General features: G+C 72.2%; 17 protein-coding genes. 8 read left to right on the top strand and 9 right to left on the bottom strand.

Features of this window, described 5'->3' with window-relative positions; all coding sequences use genetic code 11:
• Window positions 1–105 precede the first annotated feature (105 nt).
• Complete coding sequence (locus ACWCP6_RS12495; RefSeq protein ID WP_450932366.1) at window positions 106–1,506, top strand: cation:dicarboxylate symporter family transporter; 1,401 nt, start codon at window positions 106–108, stop codon at window positions 1,504–1,506.
• 85 nt (window positions 1,507–1,591) lie between these two features.
• Here ACWCP6_RS12495 and ACWCP6_RS12490 read toward each other — a convergent pair whose 3' ends face one another.
• Entirely contained in the window at window positions 1,592–2,200 is a 609-nt protein-coding gene (locus ACWCP6_RS12490) for a TetR/AcrR family transcriptional regulator (RefSeq protein WP_450932365.1), read from the bottom strand.
• A gap of 136 nt (window positions 2,201–2,336) precedes the next feature.
• Here ACWCP6_RS12490 and ACWCP6_RS12485 point away from each other — a divergent pair, with 136 nt between their 5' ends.
• Both ACWCP6_RS12485 and ACWCP6_RS12480 read left to right on the top strand, forming a co-directional pair.
• Window positions 2,337–4,055, top strand: a complete 1,719-nt coding sequence (locus ACWCP6_RS12485) for an MFS transporter (RefSeq protein WP_450932364.1) — start codon at window positions 2,337–2,339, stop codon at window positions 4,053–4,055.
• A 132-nt stretch (window positions 4,056–4,187) separates the two neighbouring features.
• On the top strand, window positions 4,188–4,958 hold the full coding sequence (locus tag ACWCP6_RS12480) for a DUF2127 domain-containing protein (protein WP_450932363.1): 771 nt from the start codon (window positions 4,188–4,190) through the stop codon (window positions 4,956–4,958).
• Window positions 4,959–5,559: 601 nt separating this feature from the next.
• On the opposite strand, the gene ACWCP6_RS12475 is transcribed toward ACWCP6_RS12480, so the two are convergent.
• The 3 genes from ACWCP6_RS12475 to ACWCP6_RS12465 all read right to left on the bottom strand — a co-directional run bounded on the left by ACWCP6_RS12475 (window position 5,560) and on the right by ACWCP6_RS12465 (window position 8,294).
• Window positions 5,560–6,258, bottom strand: coding sequence for an alpha/beta fold hydrolase (locus tag ACWCP6_RS12475; RefSeq protein ID WP_450932362.1), 699 nt, complete (start codon window positions 6,256–6,258; stop codon window positions 5,560–5,562).
• Between the two features lie 129 nt (window positions 6,259–6,387).
• Window positions 6,388–7,314 (bottom strand): aldo/keto reductase, encoded by a 927-nt coding sequence (locus ACWCP6_RS12470; protein ID WP_450932361.1) that lies wholly within the window; start codon window positions 7,312–7,314, stop codon window positions 6,388–6,390.
• Window positions 7,315–7,316: 2 nt separating this feature from the next.
• Window positions 7,317–8,294 (bottom strand): NAD-dependent epimerase/dehydratase family protein, encoded by a 978-nt coding sequence (locus ACWCP6_RS12465; RefSeq protein WP_450932360.1) that lies wholly within the window; start codon window positions 8,292–8,294, stop codon window positions 7,317–7,319.
• A gap of 182 nt (window positions 8,295–8,476) precedes the next feature.
• Between ACWCP6_RS12465 and ACWCP6_RS12460 the strand changes: the two genes are divergently transcribed.
• The 5 genes from ACWCP6_RS12460 (at window position 8,477) to ACWCP6_RS12440 (ending at window position 14,491) form a co-directional block, all read left to right on the top strand.
• The gene (locus ACWCP6_RS12460; RefSeq protein ID WP_450932359.1) at window positions 8,477–8,932 is read left to right on the top strand and encodes an Lrp/AsnC family transcriptional regulator; all 456 of its coding nucleotides are present in this window, start codon (window positions 8,477–8,479) and stop codon (window positions 8,930–8,932) included.
• 344 nt (window positions 8,933–9,276) lie between these two features.
• On the top strand, window positions 9,277–9,798 hold the full coding sequence (locus ACWCP6_RS12455) for a CAP domain-containing protein (RefSeq protein ID WP_450932358.1): 522 nt from the start codon (window positions 9,277–9,279) through the stop codon (window positions 9,796–9,798).
• 347 nt (window positions 9,799–10,145) lie between these two features.
• Window positions 10,146–10,931, top strand: coding sequence for a VOC family protein (locus ACWCP6_RS12450; protein ID WP_450932357.1), 786 nt, complete (start codon window positions 10,146–10,148; stop codon window positions 10,929–10,931).
• Between the two features lie 206 nt (window positions 10,932–11,137).
• Window positions 11,138–13,363, top strand: a complete 2,226-nt coding sequence (locus tag ACWCP6_RS12445) for a HelD family protein (RefSeq protein ID WP_450932356.1) — start codon at window positions 11,138–11,140, stop codon at window positions 13,361–13,363.
• 210 nt (window positions 13,364–13,573) lie between these two features.
• Complete coding sequence (locus ACWCP6_RS12440; RefSeq protein WP_450932355.1) at window positions 13,574–14,491, top strand: MBL fold metallo-hydrolase; 918 nt, start codon at window positions 13,574–13,576, stop codon at window positions 14,489–14,491.
• A gap of 112 nt (window positions 14,492–14,603) precedes the next feature.
• Here ACWCP6_RS12440 and glgB read toward each other — a convergent pair whose 3' ends face one another.
• From glgB to ACWCP6_RS12415, 5 genes are all read right to left on the bottom strand, one after another.
• Window positions 14,604–17,207, bottom strand: coding sequence for a 1,4-alpha-glucan branching enzyme (gene glgB, locus ACWCP6_RS12435; protein WP_450932354.1), 2,604 nt, complete (start codon window positions 17,205–17,207; stop codon window positions 14,604–14,606).
• A 79-nt stretch (window positions 17,208–17,286) separates the two neighbouring features.
• Window positions 17,287–18,783, bottom strand: coding sequence for a maltokinase N-terminal cap-like domain-containing protein (locus ACWCP6_RS12430; RefSeq protein ID WP_450932353.1), 1,497 nt, complete (start codon window positions 18,781–18,783; stop codon window positions 17,287–17,289).
• A gap of 328 nt (window positions 18,784–19,111) precedes the next feature.
• A complete protein-coding gene (gene treS / locus ACWCP6_RS12425) occupies window positions 19,112–20,848 on the bottom strand; it encodes a maltose alpha-D-glucosyltransferase (RefSeq protein WP_450932352.1) in 1,737 nt (578 codons plus the stop codon).
• The gene (locus ACWCP6_RS12420) at window positions 20,845–22,839 is read right to left on the bottom strand and encodes an alpha-1,4-glucan--maltose-1-phosphate maltosyltransferase (RefSeq protein ID WP_450932351.1); all 1,995 of its coding nucleotides are present in this window, start codon (window positions 22,837–22,839) and stop codon (window positions 20,845–20,847) included. Before ACWCP6_RS12420 ends, treS begins: the two co-directional genes overlap by 4 nt.
• A gap of 382 nt (window positions 22,840–23,221) precedes the next feature.
• Window positions 23,222–24,427 (bottom strand): S8 family peptidase, encoded by a 1,206-nt coding sequence (locus tag ACWCP6_RS12415; protein WP_450932350.1) that lies wholly within the window; start codon window positions 24,425–24,427, stop codon window positions 23,222–23,224.
• Window positions 24,428–24,495: the final 68 nt, after the last annotated feature.

Genomic DNA, 24,495 nt, shown 5'->3' with positions numbered 1-24,495 from the left:
CGAACTCAATGAACGGAAGGGTGACCGCCCTCACAGCCTGGGAGATAGTCACCGCATCCGCCCAGGACGTGAGCCGCACGCACTGCGCGTAACCGAAGAGCGCCGATGTCGTCGTCAAGGAGGCACCCCGTGGCCGGAACACAGGTGGCGTCCCCCGCCAAGCGGGACAGAACCCACTACCTCTATCTCGCGGTCATCGGTGCCGTGCTGCTCGGCATCGTCGTCGGCTTCGCGGCGCCCGACTTCGCCAAGGAGCTGAAGCCGCTCGGCACCGGCTTCGTGAACCTGATCAAGATGATGATCTCGCCCATCATCTTCTGCACGATCGTGCTGGGCGTCGGCTCGGTCCGCAAGGCCGCGAGCATCGGAAAGGTCGGCGGTCTCGCGCTCGGCTACTTCCTGGTGATGTCGGTGGTGGCCCTCGCGATCGGCCTCGTCGTCGGCAATGTGCTGCACCCGGGCGACGGCATGCACCTCACGCAGACGGTCAAGGCGGTCGGCCACGCCCAGGCGAAGACGGCCGCGGAGGGGCCGGTCGACTTCGCGCTGGGCGTCATCCCGACCACTCTGGTCTCGGCCTTCACCCAGGAGCAGGTGCTCCAGACCCTGCTGGTGGCCCTGCTCGTCGGCTTCGCACTCCAGGCGATGGGCTCGGCCGGCGAGCCGGTGCTGCGCGGGATCGGGCACATCCAGAAGCTGGTGTTCCGCATCCTGTCCATGATCATGTGGGCGGCCCCGGTGGGCGCCTTCGGCGCGATGGCCGCGGTGGTCGGCGAGACGGGCGTGGACGCGCTCAAGGCCCTCGCGACGATCATGTTCGGCTTCTACGTGACGTGCTTCCTGTTCGTCGTGATCGTCCTCGGCGCGCTGCTGCGCCTCGCCGCCGGGGTGAACATTTTCCAGCTCCTGAAGTACCTGGGCCGGGAGTTCCTGCTGATCCTCTCCACCTCGTCCTCCGAGTCGGCGCTGCCGCGTCTGATCGCGAAGATGGAGCACCTGGGCGTCAGCCGTCCGGTCGTCGGCATCACCGTGCCGACGGGCTACTCCTTCAACCTCGACGGCACGATGATCTACCTGACCATGGCGTCGCTGTTCATCGCGGACGCGCTCGACCAGCCGATGGGCATCGGCCAGCAGATCGGGCTGCTGCTCTTCATGATGATCGCGTCCAAGGGCGCGGCCGGCGTCTCCGGCTCCGGCGTCGCCGTCCTGGCCAGCGGCCTTCAGTCGCACAAGCCCGCCCTCGTCGACGGTGTCGGCCTGATCATCGGCATCGACCGCTTCATGAGCGAGGCCCGCGCCCTGACGAACTTCGCGGGCAACGCCGTCGCCACGCTCCTCATCGGCACCTGGACCAAGGAGGTCGACCGCGACCGCGTCACGCGCGTCCTGGCCGGCGACCTGCCCTTCGACGAGACGACCCTCGTCGACGACGCCCGTCCGGCGTCGCCCGACGAGAGCCCTGCCCCGCGCGGCGACACGAAGGAGCCGGCCGCCACGGCCTGACGCCCCCCGGAGCCCCGGTATCCGCTCGGCCCGTCCTGCACCCCCCGGCAGGACGGGCCGACGCATGCCGCGGCCGCCCGCGCCCCTATCCGTCCAGCCGTGCCACCAGCTCGGCGGCGCGCGGGGCGGGCACGCCCGCCGAGGTGAGCACGGTGACCGCCGCCTGGGCGCCCGCGGCACGCGGGTCCAGCAGGCCGTCGTTCACCGCCTCCATCAGTCCGAAGAGGATCTGTTCATGGGCGTACGCCAGGGCGACCGGCGGGAGCGGCGAGGCGAAGTCGCCGCACTCGAGGCCGCGGCGCAGGACGTCGGCGCAGGCCTCGCGCACCGGTGCCAGCCGGGCGCGGATGCCCTCCACGGTGACGCTGCGCTGCGCCAGTGAGACCAGCAGCCGGTAGCGGTCGGCGATCTCCCACACCGCGAGGACCGAGCGCGCCACCGCCTCCGGTGGATCGTCGACGCCGGTGTGCGCCCCGGCGTGCGCGATCGCGACGGTCTCGACCGCCTCGTCGACCAGTGCGGCGACCAGCGCCTCACGGCTGGGGAAGTGCCCGTAGACCGTGCGGCGGACGACCCCCGCGGCGCGTGCGATCTGGTCCATGGACGCGTCCGGGTCCCGCAGCAGCTCGGCGAGGGCCACGTCGAGGATGCGGCGGCGGTTGGCATCGGCTCTTCCGGAACTCACACCGCCCATTTTGCACATGGCTGTGCATCGGCGTAAATTGCACAGCGGTGTGTAATTGCACAGTGCTGTGCAACTCTGCCGTGCGCGCGGCGCCCCACGGGCCCGCAGCCGCGGCGACGCAATGGGAAGGGAAGGGGCACCCGTCATGCGCCTCGTCGTGAACGAACCGGTCCACGCGGACGACCGGCCCTACGCCCGCCGCTGGTGGGCCCTGCTGGTGCTCTGTCTGAGCCTGCTGATCATCGTGATGGCGAACACGGCGCTGACCGTCGCCGCCCCGGACATGACCCGTGACCTCGGCCTGAGCAGCGCCGACCTCCAGTGGGTCATCGACGGCTACACCGTCCCGTACGCCGCCCTGATGCTGCTGCTCGGCGCCATCGGGGACAAGTACAGCCGCCGTGGTGCGCTCCTGCTCGGTCTGCTGGTCTTCGGCGGCGGGGCGGTGGCGGGCTCGCTGGTGGACAGCGCGGCCGGGGTCATCGCGGCCCGTGCGGTGATGGGCGTCGGCGCCGCGCTGATCATGCCGGCCACGCTGTCGCTGCTCGCCGCGACGTTCCCGCGCCGCGAGCGGGCGAAGGCCATCACGCTGTGGACGGCGACCGCCGGGATCGCCATCGCCGCCGGCCCGCTGGTCGCCGGCGCGCTCCTCGCGCACCACGGCTGGTCCTCGACGTTCCTGATCAACGTCCCGGTCGCCGCCGTCGCCGCGGTGGCCGCCCTGGTGCTCGTACCGCCGTCCCGCGCCGCACACCACGACCGCATCGACTACGTCGGCGGACTGCTCTCCGTCGTCTGGGTCGGCTCCCTCGTCTACATGATCATCGAGGGGCCGCACTTCGGCTGGGGGACCAAGGCCGTCACCGCCGCGGTCGTCGCCGGCGCCGGGCTCGTCCTCTTCGTCCTGTGGGAGCTGCGCCACCCCCGCCCCGTCCTCGACGTACGCCGCTTCGCGCACCGCCGCTTCGCCGGCTCGAACCTGGCGGTCGCGCTGTTCTTCCTCGCGGTCTTCGGCGCCTTCTACTACCTGACCCAGCACCTCCAGTTCGTGCTCGGCTACGACCCGCTCCAGACCGGTGTGCGCATGCTGCCGCTCGCCGGGGCCGTCTTCGTGGGCTCCGCACTCACCGGCTACCTCACGCCGCGCATCGGCATGAAGATCACGGTGACCGCGGGCATGGCCGGCGGGACTGCGGCGCTCGCGCTCCTCATCCGCGTCGACGCGGGATCGGCCTACGGCGACCTCGTGCTGCCGCTCGTCGTCCTCGGACTCGCCATCGGACTCGCCCTGTCGCCCTGCACCGACGCGATCATGGGCGCCTTCCCCGACGCGGAACTCGGCGTCGGCGGTGCCGTCAACGACACCTCGCTGGAACTCGGCGGCTCGCTCGGCATCGCACTGCTCGGCTCCGTGCTCGCGAAGTCGTACTCCTCGCACCTGGCGGACGCCGCCGCCGGCAGCAAGCTGCCCGCCGACGCGCTGAGCACCGCCCAGGACTCCGTCGGCGCCGGCTACGCGGTCGCCCGGCACATCGGCGACCAGGCCCGCAGGCTCGGTGCGCAGGCGGCCCACGCCGACACGCCCCAGCAGGCCGCCCGGCTCAAGGCGCAGGCCGACGGACTCGCCCACGGCGCCCGGGACATGGCCGACGCCGTCGGCTCCGCCTTCTCCGACGCGGTCGCCCACACGAGCCTGGTCGGCGCGGTGATCCTCGGCGTGGGCACGCTCCTCGTCGCCGTGCTGCTGCCCCGGCGGGGACCCGGAGCGGCCGACGGGGAGTCCCCGGCCCCGGCGGCCGGCACCGGAGCCGAAGGGAGCCCCGAGGAAGGGGCGGACGACCCCGTGGCCGCCCGCGCCGAGTGAGGCCCCGGCCGCAGAACCGTCCCGCGCCGCCGGAACCCCGCCCCCCGGCCCCGCGTCCTGGATGACATGCACTACCGTGCCGTGCCGGACCACCGGCACGGCACGTTCCGTACAGGGCGCGGGAGAGGAACCATGAAGATCGACTGGGACCGGCGGACGTGTGCGCGGCGCGGTCATGTGACGTACGCACCCGACGAGTCGGGCCTGCGCGGCCGGTTGCGCGCCGAGACGAGCCTGGGCGAGGCCTGGCGCTGTCTGCGCTGCGGGGACTTCGCGCTGGGCGAGCCCCACGGCTCGGGACCGGCCGACGAGGCGCCGCTGGTGCCCCGCGGCAAGGTGCTGCGCGACCTGTTCATCCTGCGCTTCCTGGCCGTGGAGCGGGCGGTGCGCGGCGTGTTCATCGTGCTGGTCGCCGCCGCGGTGTGGAAGTTCAGCAACAGCCAGGACGCGGTGCGCCGGCTCTTCGACGAGTATCTGAACGTCCTGCGGCCGGTCTTCAGGCACTTCCACTACGACCTCGACCACTCGCCCGTCGTCGGCAGCATCCAGAAGGTCTTCGGCTACCGGCACTCCACGCTGCTGCTGGTCGCCGTGGCGCTGCTGGCGTACGCCCTGATCGAACTCGTCGAGGCCGTGGGCCTGTGGTACGCCAAGCGCTGGGCGGAGTACCTGACGGTGGTCGCGACCGCGGCGTTCCTGCCGCTGGAGATCTACGAACTCACCGAGAAGGTCAGCTGGTTGAAGATCGCCACGCTGATCCTCAACATCCTCGCCGTCCTCTACATCGCGCTCGCCAAGCGCCTGTTCGGTCTGCGCGGCGGCCGCGCCGCCTTCGAGGAGGAGCGGCACAGCGCCTCCCTGATGGAGGTGGAGGAGACCGCGGGGGTGCCCCACAAGGCCTGATTCAGGCGTTCGTGGCACCGGCCCCGGAGCCGGTGCCACGGGGCGGCGGGCACGGCCGGGCCCGCCGCCTTCACCGTACGCAGCACGGGAGCCGTCTCCCGATCCCGGATCGCCTCGAACGCGCCGAGGCGGCCGGTCGGATACGCGTGCAGGGAGCCCGGATCCGGGCCCGGGGCCTGCGCCCACCGGGTTCGAAGGTCCGGTCGTCGCCGCGACGAAGGCCGGCTCGTCGTGGCCGGCGAGCGTGGTGGCCACCCCGTCCGGGCGGGCGGGCGCCACCGACATCCACAGCATGGCCCGGGCGGACGCGCCGAGCGGCCGGTCGTCCATGTCGACGTCGAAGAAGAGCGCCCCGCGGGCCTGCAGTTCGGCCGGACGGCGCGCGGCCGCCGCCGGTTACCGGCCCGTCGCGGCGGCGCCGCTCGTCCTCCTCCGTGCGGGCCGCACGACGCCGGGGCGCGGTACGCGTACGCCACGGCCGCCGCCCTGCTCGTCGCCGCCGCCTGTCGCGGCCGTGCGGATGGCGCCGCACCAGGGTGTGTCCCACGGATCGGGTTGTCCGGCGGACCGGGCGTGATCCGCAGGACACCCCCGGCGGCGATCAGGTTCCGGCGCCCGCCCGGAGCAGGATCCGCGCCAGCTCCCGCGGCCGGGAGAACATCGGCCAGTGGCCGGTGTCCATCTCGACAAGTTCCCAGCGCTCGCTCTTGAGGAGCCCGGCGACGTCGTCGCCGGGCTCCGGGCCGTCGAGGAGGCACTTGACGTACGTCGCCGGGAGCTCCGCGAGCGGGCGCGGCAGAACGGCCGGCTCGGTCAGCGTGGCACCCGGCTGCGGAGTCGCCCGGTCGACGATCCGTGCGACCGTCCCGGCGTCGAGACCCTGGCCGTCGAACTCGGCCGCCGGCGGTGGCATCCAGAAGCCGCCGTCCTCGACGATCGCCGCGCCCACCTCCCGCCCGCCCGGCCAGCTCCGGACGAACGACACGCCGTCGGCCGGAACATTGGAGTCGACGAACACCACGCGGGCCAGCCGGTCGGCGACCCGTGCGGCCGCCTGTCCGACCGGGATGCCCGAGTAGCTGTGCCCGACCAGCACGACGTCGCACGGACCGAGGCGCTCGACCTCGTCGACGATGTCCTGCACATGGGTCTGCTGTCCCGCGGGCACGCCCTGTTTCTCGGCGAGGCCGGACAGCGTCACCGGGTGAACGCCGTGCCCGGCCGCGCGCAGCTCGGGCACCACGTCGTCCCACGCCCACGCACCGAGCCACGCCCCTGCCACGAGTACGTATTCCGTCATGGGGGCAACGTAGCGCGGGGGTCCGACAGCGCACGACCGTGCCGACGGACCGAATCCGCGCCCTGCGGACCGGGGCAGGCGCGGCCCGGGCGGACACCGCCGCGGCCGGCCGCCCGCCCGCGCGGTCCGCTACCCGGTCACCGCCGCGTCCAGAGCCGCCAGTTCGTCCGCCTCCAGGGCGAGATCGGCCGCGGCCGCCGAGTCGCGGATCGTCGCGGGACGGCTCGCCCCGGGGATGGGGACGAGGTGCGGCGACGAGGCCAGCATCCAGGCCAGGCAGACCTGCTGGGGGCTCACACCGCGCTCCCGGGCCACCCGGTGGAAGGCCGCGTAGCGGCCACCGTCCGCGTCGCCGGGAGCCGACGGACCTCCCCCGGCGCCCGAGGGGCCCGCGGGCCCCTCCAGAGAGCTGCGCGAGATGCCGCCCAGCGGGCTCCACGGCAGGAAGGCGAGACCCAGCTCGGCGCAGAGCCGCAGCTCCGCCTCGCTGTCCCGTACGGCGGGCGAGTACTGGTTCTGCACCGAGACCAGGCGGTCGCCCAGCATCCGGTGGGCCTGGCGGATCTGTGTCGTGTCGGTGTTGGAGATCCCGGCCAGCCGGATCTTGCCCTCGTCGAGCAGTTCGCCCAGCACCCCGACGGACTCCTCGAACGGCACGGAGGGGTCCGGCTTGTGCAGCTGGTACAGGCCGATCGCCTCCACGCCGAGCCGCCGCAGCGACGCCTCGGCGGCGGCGCGCAGATGGTGCGGCCGGCCGTTCACGGTCCAGCTGCCGTCGGCGGGGCGGCCCCGGCCGCCCTTGGTCGCGACGAGCACGTCGTCGGTCCGGCCGCCGTAGGCGGCGAGGGCGCGCGCCAGCAACTCCTCGTTGTGGCCGGGCCGGTCGCCCGGAAGGTGGTAGGAGTCCGCGGTGTCGAGGAGGGTCACGCCCGCGTCCAGTGCGGCGTGCACCGTCGCGACGGCCCGCGCCTCGTCGGGGCGGCCCTCGATGGACAGCGGCATCGCGCCGAACCCGACCGCGCCGACCCGCAGGGTGCCGAGAGAGCGGTACCGCATCGTCATGCGTCCTTTCCGCCGGCCGGGGCGGCGTCCGCCGTGGCGATGTCCGCGGCGCCTGCGCCGGGTGCGGGGACGTCGGCGGAGGCACCGAGCGTCTCCGCCACCGCCCGCGGCAGCCACTCGGCACTCGTCCCGAAGGAGAAGCCGAGCCGTTCGGCGCGTGCGGTGTCCATCGGATACGCCCGGGCGAAAGAGAACGGGGACGTCTCGCCCACCTCCACCTCGTGGAACACCGTCCTCCCGCCGGGCAGCCGCGCAGCGACGGCCGCGCACAGGTCCTCGGTGCGCAGCGTCCCGCGGGACGCTGCGTTCACGGCGCCGGTGAACTCCTGACCCGTCACCCACACCAGGAACTCGGCGATCTCGTCGACGTGGATGTAGGTCGCCGGACGGTTGTGCACGGGGACCTCGACGGGCTCGCCGATGCGGATGCGGTCGGCGTAGTGCTGGAGCCGGCCCGTGAAGTCGTCGTCCCCGCCGAGCACATGGGCGACCCGCACGAAGACACCGGGGAACTCCGGGTCCGCCGCGAGGACCGCCTCGGCCTGACGCTTGCCCTCGCCGTAGTGCGCGTCGAGGAACGCCGCGTCGTCCCACGGCAGTTCGAGGTCCACCCCGACCGTGAGCGGATCCACGGCGCCCTCCGGCACCAGGCCGGCGGAGTCCTCGTACTCGTACACCTCGACCGTCGAGGTCATCACATACCGGGGGGTGCGGCCCGCGAAGACGCGGCGGGCCACCTCCGCCTGGCGCGGGGTGTAGAGCACCTGGTCGACGACCACGTCGAAGGTGCGTGAACCGAGGGCCCGCAGCAGGGACTTCTCGTCGTCCCGGTCCGCCACGAGGTGGTCGACGCCGGGCGGCGGCGCGGTCGAACCGCGGTTGACGACGGTCACCCGGTCACCCGCCGCCAGCAGCCCGGCGATCAGCCGCTTCCCGAAATACCGGTTTCCCCCGATGACACATATCTCGCGCACCGCGCCCCCCGTCTCTCCTCAGGACCGGCGCCCTGCACCGGATTTCCCTCGTGTCCCTCGTGTCGTGGCCTTGCGGTCATAATTCTTCCGCCGCACGACGCGGCGCTGAAGGGGGAGTCGTGGGAGATCGGACCGCTGCGCCGAAAGAACCTCGGTATCCGCGTCCCGCCGCCGGTGAAACGGTGGCGTCGTTCGACGCGCTGGACCGGCAGATCCTCGAACTGGTGCAGCTCGACGGCCGGATCAGGCTGAGTGAGCTCGGCCGCCGGGTGCGGCTGAGCCCCGCCGCCGTCGCCGAACGCGTCCGGCGCCTCGAACAGAGCGGTGCCATCACGGGCTACGGCGCGCACGTCGCCCCGGCCCGGATCGGCTACGGCATCCAGGCGTTCATCCGGGTCAGTCCGCACGGCGGCTACACCCTCACCCATCCCCGGACCCGTGAACTCATCGACCGGCCCGAGGTCGTCGAAGTGCACCATGTGGTCGGCGAGGACTGCTGGATCCTCAAGGTCGCGGTCACCGACACCATCCACCTCGAGGACGTCCTCGAGCAGACCTCGGCCCTCGGCCGTACGACGACGTCGATCGTCCTGTCGTCCCCCGTCGCGCGGAAGCCGCTGCTGCCGCCCACACCCTGAGGCCAGGCGTCCGGGTCCCCGCGATGCGCGATCACCCCCGGGCGCGCAGAATCGAACGCGGAGACCGCCGGACGGTCCGCGGCCCGTCGCAGGACCGTGCGTCTCGCAGGACCGTGCGTCCTGCCCACGGCCGGACCGGGCGACAGACGCCCCCCGGCGCGGAGAACCGACAGCGGAGACCGCTGGGCGGTCCGCCCAGCCACCGGACACTGCCGTCCCGCCCCGACCGGGCGTGACCCGCACAGTGCGTCGGACGCCGAGGCGCCGAGTGCCGGAACGCGCGGACCGCTGCATCGCCCCGGCGTCGAAGCGGTCCGATTCCGCTGGACGAAGAAGGGAATGCCATGCGGATCAAGTCCCACCGGATACGTCGTCTCTGTGTCGCCACGTGCGCTGCGCCCCTGCTGGTGTACACCGGCGCGACCGCCGCGACCGCGGCCGCCGTCGCGGCACCCGTCGGCACGCAGTCCAGCGTCCGCAGCGCGGTGCAGCAGGCATCCGCGAACGACATCTTCGCCCTCGTCAACGAGGAACACGAGAAGGCCGGGTGCCCCGCCCTGAAGGAGAACGCGAAGCTCACCGAGGCCGCCAAGATCCACGCCGAGGACATGTCGAAGAACAACCTCACGAGTCACGACGGGTCCGACGGTTCCGATGTGCCGGACCGGCTGCAGCGGGTCGGCTACAGCTACAGCGCGTGGGGCGAGAACGTCTCCGGGCCCGGCTACGACACGGCGGCTGACCACGTCAGGGGCTGGATGAACAGCGACCCCCACCGCAGGACGATCCAGAGCTGCGAGTTCACCGAGACCGGAGTCGCGGTCTCCGGCGACCGCGCGGTCCAGGTGTTCGCGAAGCCCTCCTGACCGCCGGGGCCACGCTCGCACCATGCGTCCGGAGTGCGCCGTCGGGCAGGCGGCGCACTCCGGTGACGCGCCTTCGGGGCGCAGATGACGGCCGATCAGCCGTGGCGACCGCTCCTTGAGGTGAGGTTTCCTCAGAGCTTCGGGCGACAGTCCGTGAGGCGGGGTTCGCGTACGGTGATCCGGCCCGTCGGAACCGTACGGCCCGTGGTCCGCGGTTCCCGGCCCGGGTGGGGCCGCCCGCGGTCCGGCCGACGTGCTGCGGCCTCCGGGCCGTGCCAGAGTGAGTCGGGGGGATTCGGTGGACGGGATTCGCTGAGGCCGGATCTGGCCGGGTCTGGAGGGCCGACATGCCCGAGGTAACCGCTCCGTACGCGCCGGGCACCCCGTGCTGGGTGGACCTGATGGCGCAGGACCAGCGTGCGGCGCTCGACTTCTACGGCGACCTGTTCGGCTGGCGCGGCGAGCCGGGGCCCGCGGAGTTCGGCGGCTACGCGATCGTCGAGAAGTACGGCAAGCCGGTGTGCGGCATCGGCCCGGCGATGGCCCCCGAGGGCCAGCCGGAGCCTCCGCACCTGTGGACCACCTATCTGTCGAGCGACGACGCCGACGCCTCGGCCGAGCGGATCAAGGCCGCAGGCGGCACGATCCTCTTCCCGCCGATGGACGTCGGAACCCTCGGCCGGATGGCGGTGGCCGCCGACCCGGGCGGCGCCGTGTTCGGTGTGTGGGGGCACAAGGAGTTCTTCGGGGCGCGGCTGGTGAACGAGCCGGGCGCGCTGATCTGGAACGACTGCCAGACCCGCGATGTCCCGCTGGCGGCCGCCTTCTACCGGTCGGCATTCGATCTGGAGGCCCGGCACATGCCGGAAATCGACGGTCACGGGCTGATTCCCAAGGGCGGTGACCATCCGGTCGCGGGATTGCGCGAGATGGGCGGCGACTTCCCGTCCGACGTGCCGGCGCACTGGCTCACCTGCTTCGCGGTGACCGGCCTCGACGGCACGCTGACCCGGCACGGCGCGGGGGGCGGCGAGATCACCGTCCCGCCGATGGAGAGCCCCTACGGGCGGCTCGCGGTGCTGCGGGATCCGTGGGGCGCGGTGTTCTCGGTGATGGAGCTCGCGGAGGGCTGACCCGCCCGGCGGCCCGCCATGGGTGCACCGTCCGGACCCGCCGCCCGAACAAAGAAATCCCCCGGCCGATTGACAGCCGGGGGAATTTCCCGCGTATATTAAATCCTTCGTGGCTTTGTATGGATTCACGCCACAAAGAAGCTCACTGAGCACAGTATATCCGGGCGGGAGCGGAATTGTCAAACACGGAATTCACGGATCAGGAAATGCTCCGTGAGCAGGAATTCATCGACCGGCTGTACGACCGCGTCGACGCCCTGCGCGGCGACGCCGAGACCTCCGTGTCCCATGCGCTGGCCCAGGGCAGCACGCCCATGCAGGCCAGGCTGGAGCGGGACATCCTGGTCGCCGAGCGGTCGGGGCTGCTGGCCGCGCTCAACGCGGTGGACGGTTCCCTCTGCTTCGGCCGTATCGACCTCACCTCGGGCACCGCCCACCACATCGGCCGCATCGGCATCCGCGCGGACGACACCGAGCACACCCCGGTGCTCATCGACTGGCGCGCCCCCGTCGCCCGCCCCTTCTACCTCGCCACCGGCCACACGCCGATGGGGCTGCGCCGGCGCCGCCACATCAGCACCGACGGGCGCACCGTCACCGCGCTGCACGACGAGATCCTGGACCTCGACGACCGCGAACGCACCGGCCACGAGGACCCGACGGGCGACGCGGTGCTGCTCGCCGCGCTGAACGCGGCGCGCACCGGCCGCATGACCGACATCGTGCAGACCATCCAGGCCGAGCAGGACCGCATCATCCGCGCCCCGCACCGCGGTGTGCTCGTCGTCGAGGGCGGCCCCGGCACCGGCAAGACGGCGGTGGCGCTGCACCGTGCCGCGTATCTGCTGTACGAGCACCGGGAGCTGTTGGCCAAGCGGGCCGTGCTCATCGTCGGACCGAACCCGGCCTTCCTCGGCTACATCGGCGAGGTGCTGCCCGCCCTCGGTGAGACCGGCGTGCTGCTCGCGACCATGGGCGAGCTGTACCCGGGGGTGCACGCGACCGGGACGGACACCCAGCACGCGGCGGCCGTGAAGGGGCGTGCCGCCATGGCCGACGTCCTGGCCGCCGTCGTACGCGACCGGCAGGCGCTGCCCGAGCCGGTCGTCGCGATCGAGCACGACCGCGAGATCCTGATGCTCGACGAGGGACTGGTGCGCGTCGCCCGCGACCGCACACGCGAGACCAAGCTGCCGCACAACGTCGCCCGCGAGTACTTCGAGGGCCACATCCTCAACGCGCTCACCGACATGCTCGTCGAACGCATCGGCACCGACCCGTACGACGGGACCAATCTGCTCGACGCGAGCGACGTCACGCAGATCCGCGACGAGCTGGACGCCAACCCCGAGGTGCACGCCGCCGTCGAACAGCTCTGGCCGCGGCTCACCCCCCGGCAACTGGTCGCCGACTACCTCGCGGACCCCACGCACATCGGTGACGAGGACGCCGCCGCGATCCGGCGTCCCCGCGGGAGCGCATGGACGCCGGCCGACGTGCCCCTCCTCGACGAGGCCGCCGAGCTGCTCGGCGAGGACGACCGGGCCGCCCGCGCCGCCGCCGAGCGGGAGCGGCGCGCCGAGATCGCGTACGCGCAGGGCGTCCTCGACGTGTCGTTCGCGTCCCGCACGTACGAGTTCGAGGACAAGGAGGACGGCGACCCCGACGCGTCGGAGGTCCTGTCCGCACACGACATCATCGACGCCGAGCGGATGGCCGAGCGGCACGAGGAGGCGGACCACCGCAGCGCCGCCGAGCGGGCCGCCGCCGACCGGACCTGGGCGTTCGGGCACATCATCGTCGACGAGGCGCAGGAGCTGTCCCCGATGGCGTGGCGGCTGCTCATGCGACGCTGCCCGACGCGGTCGATGACGCTGGTCGGCGACCCGGCGCAGACGGCCGAGGAGGCGGGGGTCGGCTCCTGGGCGGACATCCTTGCCCCGTACGTCGACGACCGCTTCGAGCACACCCGGCTCGGCGTCAACTACCGGACGCCATCCGAGATCATGGATGTCGCGGCGCGCGTGCTGCGGGCGGAGCACCCGGGATTCGAGCCGCCGCGTTCGGTGCGGTCGACCGGGGCCGGGCCGCGGGTGGTCGCCGCCGGTACGGCGGAGCTCGGCCGTGTGGTGGCCGGGACCGTAGCCGACACGAGGCCCGCGGAGGGGCGCCTCGCCGTGATCGCACCGCGCGAGCTGCACCAGGAGCTGGCCGCGGGGCTCGACGGGATCGTGGCGGGAGCCGAGCCGGATCTGACGCAGCCGGTCGTGCTGCTGGAGCCGCGGGCGGCCAAGGGGCTGGAGTTCGACACGGTGCTCGTCGTCGAGCCGGGGCGGTATCCGACCAGTGACCTGTACGTCGCCCTGACGCGGGCCACGCAGGCTCTGGTCGTCCTCCACACCGGTGACCTGCCGGAGGCGCTCGCGCTGTAGCCGAACCGCCGTGACCGCAGGGCGTTCCGGGTGCCGATCGCCGGCTCCGGCGCCCGAACCTGCCGACCCGGGCGTCCGCGTCCGGGTCGGCAGAGCAGCAGGGTGCCGCAAGTACAAGATCCGGACCCCCTTCCTTAATCCGCACGGCCCGGGATACCCCTGAGGTGAGCGCCCGGTCGGCGGGCGCACTGCGGAAGGAGAAGCGAAGCCATGGGTGACGAACGGTTAGAGGGCGGCCGGCAGGCGGACGAGCGGCCGGAGGGGGACTGGTACGTCGACGAGCGCTGCACGAACTGCGACGTCGCCCGGCAGCTTGCCCCCGGTCTGATCGGTGAGGCCGGCGGCCGCTCGGTCATACTGCGCCGGCCGCGCGACACCGGCGAGATCCGGCAGCTCCATGCAGCCGCCCATGCCTGCCCCACCCGGTCGATCCGTCCGCCGGCCGGGCGGCTGGACGCGGCACTGGACCCCTTCCCGATGGCCCTGGACGACACAGTGCACCTGTGCGGGCACAACTCCCCGCAGACCGCGGGGGCCAACTCCTACCTGCTGCAACGCCCCGACGGCACCACGATGATGGTGGACACACCGCGCTGGAGCACTTCCCTGGCCGCGCGCTACGAAGCGTTGGGCCCCGTCACCGACGTCCTGCTCACCCACCGTGACCACGCCGCCCACGGCCGCCGTTACGCCGACCGCTTCGGCGCCCGGCTGTGGATCCACGAGGGTGACCTCGACGCCGCCCCGGACGCCGACCGTGTGCTCCGCGGCACCGACCCGGCGGAGATCGCCGAAGGAGTGATCGCCTTCCCGCTGCCCGGGCACACGCGAGGCAGCGTGCTCTACCTGGCCGACGAGCGGTACTGCTTCAGCGGCGACAGTTTCTACTGGTCGCGCACGACAGCGGACATCGAGGTGGTCGACAGCGTCACCTGGTACTCCATCGAGGAGCTGGCCGCCTCCCTGGCCCGGACCGCCGACCGGCTGCGCTTCGAGTGGCTGCTGCCGGGGCACGGTGACCGCCGGCGCCTCTCCGCCGAGGACATGACCCGGCGGCTCCGGCGGCTCACGGCGCGTACCGGGGAACTCAGGCCCCGCCCCGTCGACTTCACCGCGGTGCGCTGGTGACGACCGCGGCCGACGGACGGGACGGGCCCCGGTACCGGGCGCCGGAAGGCGGACGTCCGGTGAGCCCGGTGCCGGCCGCCAGGAAGGGCGACCCGCACCGGGGGCACCCTGGCTAGGCCGGGCGCAGCCACACCGTGGCGAGCGGGGGCAGTGTGAGCCGCAGGCTCGCCCCGTGGCCGTGGGCCGGCTCCAGGTCCGGCTTCAGGGGATCGGGGTGCACGACGTCGCTGCCTCCGTAGCGGACGCTGTCCGTGTTCACGGCCTCCCGCCAGACCGGGACGTCCGCGGGGACGCCCAGCCGGTACTCGTGCCGGACCACCGGCGAGAAGTTGGAGACGGACAGCAGCGGCGTCCCGTGCGCGTCATGGCGGAGGAACGCGAAGACGTTGTCCTCCGCGGCGTCGCCGACGACCCAGGAGAAGCCCTCCGGGTCGGTGTCCCGCTGCCACAGCGCCGGTGTGTCGCCGTACACGTGGTTGAGGTCGCGCACCAGATCACGCATTCCGCGGTGGTCACCGGCGGAGTGGTACGCGTCGTCCATCAGCCACCACTCCGGGCCGTGCTCCTCGGACCATTCGGCGCCCTGGGCGAACTCCTGTCCCATGAAGAGCAGTTGCTTGCCGGGGTGGGCCCACATGAAGCCGAGGTAGGCGCGGTGGTTGGCGCGACGCTGCCACCAGTCGCCCGGCATCTTCGTCACCAGCGACTGCTTGCCGTGCACGACCTCGTCGTGCGAGATCGGCAGGACGTAGTTCTCGCTGTAGGCGTACACCATCGAGAACGTCATGTCGTTGTGGTGGTACTTGCGGTGCACCGGCTCCTTGGACATGTAGACCAGGGAGTCGTGCATCCAGCCCATGTTCCACTTCAGGCCGAAGCCGAGCCCGTCGTGGTGCGTGGGGCGGGTGACCCCGCTCCACGCCGTGGACTCCTCCGCGATCGTCACGACGCCGGGGACCCTGCGGTACAGCGTCGCGTTCATCTCCTGGAGGAACGACACCGCGTCGAGGTTCTCCCGGCCCCCGAACTCGTTCGGGCTCCACTGCCCGTCCTCGCGCGAGTAGTCCAGGTACAGCATGGAGGCGACCGCGTCGACGCGCAGACCGTCGATGTGGAACTCCTCGCACCAGTACACGGCGTTGGCGACCAGGAAGTTGCGCACCTCCCTGCGACCGTAGTCGAACTCGAGCGTGCCCCAGTCCGGGTGCGCGGCCCGCACCGGGTCCTGGTGCTCGTACAGCGGACGCCCGTCGAACTCGGCCAGCGCCCAGTCGTCCCGCGGGAAGTGCGCCGGCACCCAGTCCATCAGGACGCCGATGCTCGCCCGGTGCAGCGCGTCGACCAGGTACTTGAAGTCGTCGGGGGTGCCGAGCCGGGCCGTCGGCGCGTAGAAGCCGGTGACCTGGTAGCCCCAGGAACCCCCGAAGGGGTGCTCGGCGACCGGCATCAGCTCGACATGCGTGAAGCCGAGGTCCTTGACGTACGCGGGCAGCTGGTCCGCCAGTTCGCGGTAGGTCAGCCCGGGGCGCCAGGACGGCAGGTGCACCTCGTACACCGAGAACGGCGCCTGGTGCACCGGACGGTCGCCGCGGTGCGCCATCCACTTGTCGTCCCGCCACACGTGGTGCGACTCGTGCACGACCGACGCGGTCGCGGGCGGGGCTTCCGTGCGGCGCGCCAGCGGGTCGATGCGCAGCGTCCGTGAACCGTCCGGGCGGGTGATCTCGAACTTGTAGAGCTCGCCCTCGCCGATCCCGGGCAGGAACAGCTCCCACACACCGGACGACCCCATCGTCCGCATCGGGAAGCCGGTGTCGCACCAGCGGTTGAAGTTGCCGACCACCCGCACCCCGCGCGCGTTCGGTGCCCACACCGTGAAGCGGGTGCCGGTCACGCCCTCGTGCACCATGGGCCGGGCGCCGAGCGCCTGCCACAGCTGTTCGTGGCGGCCCTCGCCGATCAGGTGCAGGTCGAACTCGCCGATGGAGGGCGGGAAGCGGTACGGGTCGTGGGTCTCCAGCTCCAGGCCGTCGTAGGTCACGAGGAGCCGGTAGTCGGGCACCTCGTCGGCCGGCAGGACGCCGAAGAAGAAGCCGTCGCCGTCCTCGTGCAGCGCGGTCCGCACCCCGCCGGCGAGCACCGCGACCGACTTGGCGTACGGCCGCAGCACCCGGAAGGCGACGCCGCCCTGGATCCGGTGCGCGCCCAGCACGGAGTGCGGGTCGTGATGCGTGCCGTCGAGGAGCCGCCCGCGGTCGTCACCGGTCACCCAGGCGACGGACAGCACGTCGGCCGGCTCGGGCTCGTACCCGGCGGGCCGGTCCGCGGGGCCGGTCCGGGGGAGCACCTCCGGTGCGGACCGGTCGCCGCTCGTCGGCCTGCCCCTGCCCCGGGCCGCCTCGGGCCCGGCCCCGTCGGCCGGGGCGCCGGCCGCCCCGGGGACCGCCTCGGCGCCGTCGGTCCCGGGTGCCGCGTTCGCCTCGGCCGCCGTGGCCTCGGCAGCTTTCGCCCGTGGCTTCTTCGGCGCGGCCTTCTTGGCGGCCGGCTTCGCCGCGGACGTCTTCTTCGCCGCCTTGGACGCCGGGGCCTTGGCGCCGGCGGGTCGCTCGGCGGCACGCTCCGGACGGGGTGCGGTCGGTGCGGACGTCGGGGGCTGCGGCTCGACCCGGGCGTCCGCCTCGTCGGACGGCTTGCGCGAGTGTGGGCGAGGGGTCACGGAGGTGGCCTCCTTGGAGGTGGGGCTTCGGCGGGGGAGTGGGGGACAGAGGCAGGTTCGGGGGCGCGGGGGGCGCCGTTCACGGTGCGTCGGCGAGCCGGCGCACCGCGGCCAGGGGCACCGGCAGCCAGTCGGGGCGGTGCCGGGCCTCGTAGAGCACTTCGTAGACGGCCTTGTCCGTCTCGTACGCGCGCAGCAGCACCGGCTCGGAGCGTGGATCGCGGCCGGAGACCTCCGCGTACCCGGCGCAGTACGCGGCCCGGCAGTCCGCCGCCCAGTCGGGTGCCCACGGCCGGTGCGAGCGCGCCGCGTAGTCGAAGGAGCGGAGCATCCCGGCGATGTCCCGGACCGGTGGCTGCGGCAGCCGGCGCTCCGCCAGCGGACGCGCCGGCTCGCCCTCGAAGTCGATCAGCGACCAGGCGCCCGACGGGGCGCGCAGGCACTGCCCGAGATGCAGATCGCCGTGGACGCGCTGCACCGCCCAGGTGCGGCCCTCGGCACCCAGCGCGCCCAGCGCCTCGAACGCCGAGCGCAGCCCGGGCACGTACGGCCGCAGCGCGGGCACCGCGTGGGCGGCCTCGTCGAGACGCCCGGCCATGTCATCGGCGAGCTGCGCCACATGGGCGCGGCCGAGGGTGACGGCGGGCAGGCCCCGCGCCAGTGCGGTGTGCACCTCGGCCGTGGCGCGGCCCAGCGCCCGTGCCTCGGCGAGGAAGTCCTCGCCCTTCGCCAGGGCCCGCAGCGCCAGTTCCCAGCCGTCCGTGGCGCCTTTGAGGAAGGGCTGCAGGACCCCGAGCACGAAGGTGTCGTCCGCCGGGCCCGCTCCGGGGCCGCCGTCGGGCTCCGCCCCGTCCACCGGGTGAGCCTCGGGAACGTCGGCGAGGAACCACGCCGTGGGCGCCGGGACCCTGGGGCAGCCTTCGCGGGCCAGTATCAGGGGGAGCTCCAGGTCCGGGTTGACTCCCGGGACGATTCTGCGGAAGAGCTTGAGAATGAACGTATCGCCGTACACCAGGGAGGAGTTGGACTGCTCGGCGCCCAGCATGCGGGGCACCAGGCCGGATCCGATGGGGGCGCGCGCGTCGTGTTCGAAGCGCAGCTCCCCGATGCGGGCGCGCACCCGCAGCGCCTCCAGCAGCACCTCCGCCAACCGCGGGTCGTGCAGGGCCTCGTACACCGACCGGCCGTCGAGCGGACCGTGGGTCACATGGCCGATCAGGGCGGGCGCCAGCCTCGGCGGCAGGGTCTCGCGCACGCCGATCAGGAGTTGGTAGCAGTCGGCGGAGTGCGCCGCCGAACCCTGTCCGGGGACCGGGGGCTGCTCGGTCCGCACGAGGAGGTGCAGCAGGCGTGGCGAGGATCCGGGCGGCAGCAGGTCCGTCGCGGAGACGAGCGAGAAGCCGGCGATGGGCCGGCCCTTGCCGGCGAACCAGCGTTGCCGGGGCAGCCAGGCACGCAGCAGCGGATCGAGGGACGCGAGCAGCCCCGACTGTGTGGCGGGTGCCTCCCCCACGCTCCCGGCTTCGCCGGAGCAGGGGGGACCCCCACGGCCTGCACGGGTGACAGCTTCCGACATGGGCGTCGCGTCCTTTCCCCGGGCACACCTGCTGGAATGTGCGCGTCAGTGTCCCGGAATGCGGCAAAGACTGTGCGGCTGTGCGGGACGTGTCGGGTGAGGATGGTCCGTACGGACCCAGAGCGGGGCCTGAAGGTGAGCGTGCCCCGGGCGGGGCGGCGGAAACCGCCCCGCGGCAGAAGGGGGCGCCTCTCCTCCGGGATCTCCTTCCGGATCTCCTACGGGCCTCCCACGGTTTTTCACGGGCCTTTCTGCGGACCTTCCAGGGTCTTGTGCGGTGCTCCACCGGCCCATGTGTGCTGCTGTTCCACGGGCCTTGCGCGGTGGTCTACGGAACGACGTCCACGGCGGGGCCCGGAACAGTGCTGCCCGCGTCCTTGCGGAGCCGGAACCAGTAGAAGCCGTGCCCCGCGAGCGTGAGCAGATAGGGCCACTCGCCGATCGCCGGGAAGCGGACACCGCCGATCAGCTCCACCGGATGGCGGCCGTTGAACGCCCGCAGGTCCAGCTCCGTCGGCTGCGCGAAGCGGGAGAAATTGTGCACGCACAGGACCAGGTCGTCCTTGTACTCGCGCAGGAAGGCCAGGACCGCCGGATTGCTGGACTGGAGCTCGGTGTACGAACCGAGCCCGAAGGCCGGGTTCTGCTTGCGGATCTCGATCATCCGGCGGGTCCAGTGCAGCAGCGACGAGGGCGACGACATCGACGCCTCGACGTTGGCGACCTGGTAGCCGTAGACCGGGTCCATGATGGTGGGCAGGTACAGCCGCCCCGGATCGCAGGACGAGAAGCCCGCGTTGCGGTCCGGCGTCCACTGCATCGGGGTGCGCACCGCGTCCCGGTCGCCGAGCCAGATGTTGTCGCCCATGCCGATCTCGTCGCCGTAGTACAGGATCGGCGAGCCGGGCAGCGACAGCAGCAGGGCCGTGAAGAGCTCGATCTGGTTGCGGTCGTTGTCGAGCAGGGGCGCGAGACGCCTGCGGATGCCGATGTTGGCGCGCATCCGCGGGTCCTTCGCGTACTCCGCGTACATGTAGTCGCGTTCTTCGTCCGTCACCATTTCGAGCGTCAGCTCGTCGTGGTTGCGCAGGAAGATGCCCCACTGGCAGTTGGACGGGATCTCCGGGGTCTTGGCCAGGATTTCCGACACGGGGTACCGGGACTCCCGCCGCACCGCCATGAAGATGCGCGGCATCACCGGGAAGTGGAAGGCCATGTGGCACTCGTCGCCGCCGGACGGGAAGTCGCCGAAGTAGTCGACGACGTCCTCGGGCCACTGGTTGGCCTCGGCGAGCAGCACCGTGTCCGGGTAGTGCGCGTCGATCTCGGCACGTACACGTTTCAGCAGTGCGTGCGTCCTCGGCAGGTTCTCGCAGTTGGTGCCCTCCTCCGCGTAGAGATAGGGCACGGCGTCCAGCCGGAAGCCGTCGATGCCGAGGTCCAGCCAGAACCGCAGCGCGGAGATGATCTCCTCCTGGACGGCCGGGTTCTCGAAGTTCAGGTCCGGCTGGTGCGAGAAGAAGCGGTGCCAGTAGTACTGCTTGCGCACCGGGTCGTACGTCCAGTTGGACGCCTCGGTGTCGACGAAGATGATGCGGGCGTCCTGGTACTGCTTGTCGTCGTCGGCCCACATGTAGTAGTCGCCGTACGGGCCGTCCGGATCCTTTCTGGACTCCTGGAACCACGGGTGCTGGTCGCTGGTGTGGTTCATGACGAAGTCGATGATCACCCGCATGCCGCGCTGGTGCGCGGCGTCCACGAACTCCACGAAGTCGGCGAGGTCGCCGAACTCGGGCAGCACGGCCGTGTAGTCCGACACGTCGTAACCGCCGTCCCGCAGCGGCGACTTGAAGAACGGCGGAAGCCAGAGGCAGTCGACGCCCAGCCACTGGAGATAGTCGAGCTTGGCGGTGAGGCCCTTGAGGTCGCCAATGCCGTCGCCGTTGCTGTCCTGGAAGGAACGGACCAGCACTTCGTAGAAGACCGCGCGTTTGAACCACTCCGGGTCCCGGTCCTGTGCCGGGGTGTCCTCGAAGGTGTCCGGGACGGGTTCGTTGACGATCATTTTGTGGGTGACCCTCCGATCGGTGAGGACGGTCGCAGGACGGTCAGGATGTGCGCGGGCGCACGGCCCGGCTCGAGGCGCACATAGTTGGCCCTGCCCCAGTGGTAGGTCTCGCCGGTGAGCTCGTCGCGCACCGGTACGGACTCATTCCATTCGAGTCCGAGTTGCGGCATGTCCAACGAGACCGTCGCCTCCTGGGTGTGGTGCGGGTCGAGGTTGACGACCGTCAGAACCGTGTTCGAACCGCTGTGTTTGGAGTACGCGATCACCGCGTCCTTGTCGGCGTGGTGGAAGTGCAGGTCGCGCAGTTGCTGGAGCGCCGGACTGCGGCGCCTGATCCGGTTCAGCGTGGTGACGAGTGGTGCGATCGTACGTCCCTCGCGCTCGGCCGCCGCCCAGTCCCGGGGACGCAGCTGATACTTCTCGGAGTCCAGGTATTCCTCGCTGCCGCTGCGCGCAGGAACGTTCTCGCACAGTTCGAATCCGCTGTAGATGCCCCAGGTCGGGGAGAGCGTCGCCGCGAGCACCGCCCGCGCCTCGAACCCGGGCCGCCCGCCCTTCTGGAGGTAGGCGTGCAGGATGTCCGGGGTGTTCACGAAGAAGTTCGGCCGCATGTACGAGGCCGCCTCGCCGCTGAGCTCGGTCAGGTACTCCGTCAGCTCGCGCTTGGTGGTACGCCAGGTGAAGTAGGTGTACGACTGCTGGAAGCCGATCGCCGCCAGCGTGTGCATCATCGCGGGCCGGGTGAACGCCTCCGCCAGGAACACGACGTCCGGGTCGGTGCGATTGATGTCCGCGATCACCTGCTCCCAGAACACCACCGGCTTGGTGTGCGGATTGTCGACACGGAAGATGCGCACGCCGTGGTCCATCCAGAACCGGAGGATCCGCAGGGTCTCCCGGACCAGCCCCGGCATGTCCCGGTCGAAGGCGATCGGATAGATGTCCTGGTACTTCTTCGGCGGGTTCTCGGCGTACGCGACCGTGCCGTCGGGGCGATGGTGGAACCACTCCGGATGCTTCTCCACCCACGGGTGGTCGGGCGAGCACTGGAGCGCGAAGTCGAGCGCGATCTCCAGGCGCAGATCCGCGGCGCGCTGCACGAAGGCGTCGAAGTCCTCGATGGTCCCCAGGTCGGGGTGGACGCTGTCGTGCCCGCCCTCGGGGGAGCCGATCGCCCAGGGCACGCCCACGTCGTACCGGCCCGCGTGCAGCGTGTTGTTGGGACCCTTGCGGAACGTGGTGCCGATGGGGTGGACGGGCGGCAGGTACACCACGTCGAAGCCCATCGCCGCGATGGCGGGCAGCCTTTCGGCGGCCGTGCGGAACGTCCCGCCGACCGGCGGCCTGCCCTTGCGCAGCACGGCCCCCTCCGAGCGCGGGAAGAACTCGTACCAGGAGCCGAACAGGGCCCGCCTGCGCTCGACGAGCAGGGGCAGCGGAGCCGAGGAGGTGACCAGCTCGCGCAGCGGATACCGGCTCAGGATCTCGGCGAGGCCGGGCGCGAGGGCGGCGTCCAGCCGGTCCGCCGCCGGCAGGTCCGTGTCGCGCAGTGTGTCGGCGGCGGCGAGCACCCGCTCACGGCGGCCCTTCGCCTTGGGGACCCCGGCGGCGGCGCGTTCGTGCAGCAGGGCGCCCTCCTCCAGGACCAGTTCGGTGTCCTGGCCGGCGGGGATCTTGATCTTCGCGTGCCGGCGCCAGGTGGCGACCGGGTCGGACCAGGCCTCGACCGCGTACGTCCAGCGCCCCTCGCTCGGCGCGCTGACCGTCGCGCCCCAGCGGTCGGTGCCCTCGGCGAGTTCACGCATCGGGGTCCAGGGGCCGCTGCGGCCCTCCGGATCGCGGAGCACGACATTGGCGGCGACCGCGTCATGGCCTTCTCGGAACACGGTCGCGGTGATCTGGAAGGACTCGTCCACGACCGCTTTGGCGGGGCGCCGACCGCAGTCGACGAGCGGGCGGACGTCCAGGACGGGGATGCGGCCGATCATGGGATCACCTGGGGGCTGTGCGGGGCGGGCGGCTCGGGGTGTGTCGATATGGGGGGATTCGACCTGCGCCCTTTGTATCGGTGTTGACGACTGGCGGGTTGCGGGCATGACCGCTCCTGTCCGCGTTCACTCATATGGGGGCGCGCGCAGCGCTCCATCAGGGGTGGTGGTCGGGCGGCGGGAGGCAGGCTCCGGGGAGTGGGGGGTTGCTGCCTCCCACGAAGGTGTACGGGGTGGAGCCTTCCCACCCCGCTCGGGTGGGCAATCCGGCGCTTTGTTAACTACTCGCGCGTATGTCGACATACAAGACCGGCCCCGTCGGGTACGACGAGGCCGGCGCGAAGAGGCACTGTTCTCCTCGGGGTTGGGCCCGGAGCCGGGCCTACGGGGTGGGAATCTGCAACAGCCTGTCCGGCGAGCCGGGACCCGGGCCGGTGACCCTGCCCGGCGCGGCCCGCGCGATCAGCGCCCTGCTCACCTCGGCAGGGGTGGCCCGGCGGTGGCCGGCGAGATAGACGGCCGCCGCGCCCGCCGCGAGCGGCGCCGCCATCGACGTGCCCGAGTAGGTCGCCCGCCCGCCGTCGCTCGCGTACGAGGCGGAGGTGATGTCCACGCCCGGCGCGAACAGGTCCACGCGCGCGCCCCAGTTGGAGAACCTCGCGCGGGCGTCCGTCCTGTCCGTCGCGCCGACCGTGATGGCCTGCGGGACCCGGGCGGGCGAGTACAGGCCCGCCGGAAGGCCGTTGTTCCCGGCGGCGACCGTGTACGTCACGCCGGAGGCGACGGAGGCCCGGACCGCCGCGTCCAGCTGGGCGTTTGCGGTGGTGCCCAGGCTGAGATTGGCGACGGCGGGCTTGCGGGCGTGCCGGGTGACCCAGTCGATGCCCGCGATCACCTGGGCCGTGGTGCCCGCCCCGGCGTCGTCGAGCACCCGGACCGCGACGACCCGCGCCTTCTTGGCGACGCCGTAGGACGCGCCCGCGACGGTGCCCGCGACATGGGTGCCGTGGCCGTTGCCGTCGCGGGCGACGGCGTCGTTGTCGACGAAGTCCCAGCCGTAGCTCGCCCGGCCGCCGAAGTCCCTGTGCGTGATGCGGACACCGGTGTCGATGACGTACGCGGTCACGCCCCGGCCCGCCGACTCCGGCCAGGTGCAGGACCCGTCGAGCGGCAGGTTCCGCTGGTCGATCCGGTCCAGGCCCCAGGACGGCGGGTTCTTCCAGGTGCGCTCCAGGGACACCGCCGTGTCCTGGACCACCGAGGCCACGCCCGGATCGGAGGCCAGCCGCCGGGCCTGCTCCGCGCCGGCCGTCACCGCGTACCCGTTGAGTGCGCTGCCGTACGTACGGCGTATGGAGGCCCCGTACCTCCCGGCCAGGCCCCTGCCCGCCGCCGACGCGGCCTTCGTGCTCCCCTTGAGCGTCACGATGTAACTGCCGTGCACCGCGCCGGGCGCACCGGCGCCGAGGACGGGACCCCCGGCGGGTGTCGCGTGCGCGGGGGGCGTGACGGCCGTCAGGGCGGCGGTCGTCACGGCGGCCGTGAGGATTCCCGCCCACTGGAGGCGTTTCTTCCGCATGCGTGGCATGACGTGAGTTCCCCTCGTCGACTCGACGTGGGCAGCCTCTCGTGACGTGCCGGGGCCAACAAGACCGC

Source organism: Streptomyces sp. NPDC002004 (genome assembly GCF_053593975.1).
The sequence above is the reverse complement of the archived record's forward strand: the minus strand, read 5'-3'. Positions and strand labels throughout refer to the sequence as shown.

What these genes read in the sequence shown, in the direction of transcription:
- ACWCP6_RS12430 (WP_450932353.1), bottom strand. Translation starts at nt 18,783, where the DNA reads ATGTCGGAAGCTGTCACCCGTGCAGGCCGTGGGGGTCCCCCCTGCTCC.
- ACWCP6_RS12450 (WP_450932357.1), top strand. Translation starts at nt 10,146, where the DNA reads ATGCCCGAGGTAACCGCTCCGTACGCGCCGGGCACCCCGTGCTGGGTG.
- ACWCP6_RS12470 (WP_450932361.1), bottom strand. Translation starts at nt 7,314, where the DNA reads ATGCGGTACCGCTCTCTCGGCACCCTGCGGGTCGGCGCGGTCGGGTTC.
- ACWCP6_RS12455 (WP_450932358.1), top strand. Translation starts at nt 9,277, where the DNA reads ATGCGGATCAAGTCCCACCGGATACGTCGTCTCTGTGTCGCCACGTGC.
- ACWCP6_RS12420 (WP_450932351.1), bottom strand. Translation starts at nt 22,839, where the DNA reads ATGATCGGCCGCATCCCCGTCCTGGACGTCCGCCCGCTCGTCGACTGC.
- ACWCP6_RS12475 (WP_450932362.1), bottom strand. Translation starts at nt 6,258, where the DNA reads ATGACGGAATACGTACTCGTGGCAGGGGCGTGGCTCGGTGCGTGGGCG.
- ACWCP6_RS12445 (WP_450932356.1), top strand. Translation starts at nt 11,138, where the DNA reads ATGCTCCGTGAGCAGGAATTCATCGACCGGCTGTACGACCGCGTCGAC.
- ACWCP6_RS12490 (WP_450932365.1), bottom strand. Translation starts at nt 2,200, where the DNA reads ATGGGCGGTGTGAGTTCCGGAAGAGCCGATGCCAACCGCCGCCGCATC.
- ACWCP6_RS12440 (WP_450932355.1), top strand. Translation starts at nt 13,574, where the DNA reads ATGGGTGACGAACGGTTAGAGGGCGGCCGGCAGGCGGACGAGCGGCCG.
- ACWCP6_RS12485 (WP_450932364.1), top strand. Translation starts at nt 2,337, where the DNA reads ATGCGCCTCGTCGTGAACGAACCGGTCCACGCGGACGACCGGCCCTAC.
- ACWCP6_RS12480 (WP_450932363.1), top strand. Translation starts at nt 4,188, where the DNA reads ATGAAGATCGACTGGGACCGGCGGACGTGTGCGCGGCGCGGTCATGTG.
- treS (WP_450932352.1), bottom strand. Translation starts at nt 20,848, where the DNA reads ATGATCGTCAACGAACCCGTCCCGGACACCTTCGAGGACACCCCGGCA.
- ACWCP6_RS12495 (WP_450932366.1), top strand. Translation starts at nt 106, where the DNA reads ATGTCGTCGTCAAGGAGGCACCCCGTGGCCGGAACACAGGTGGCGTCC.
- ACWCP6_RS12415 (WP_450932350.1), bottom strand. Translation starts at nt 24,427, where the DNA reads ATGCCACGCATGCGGAAGAAACGCCTCCAGTGGGCGGGAATCCTCACG.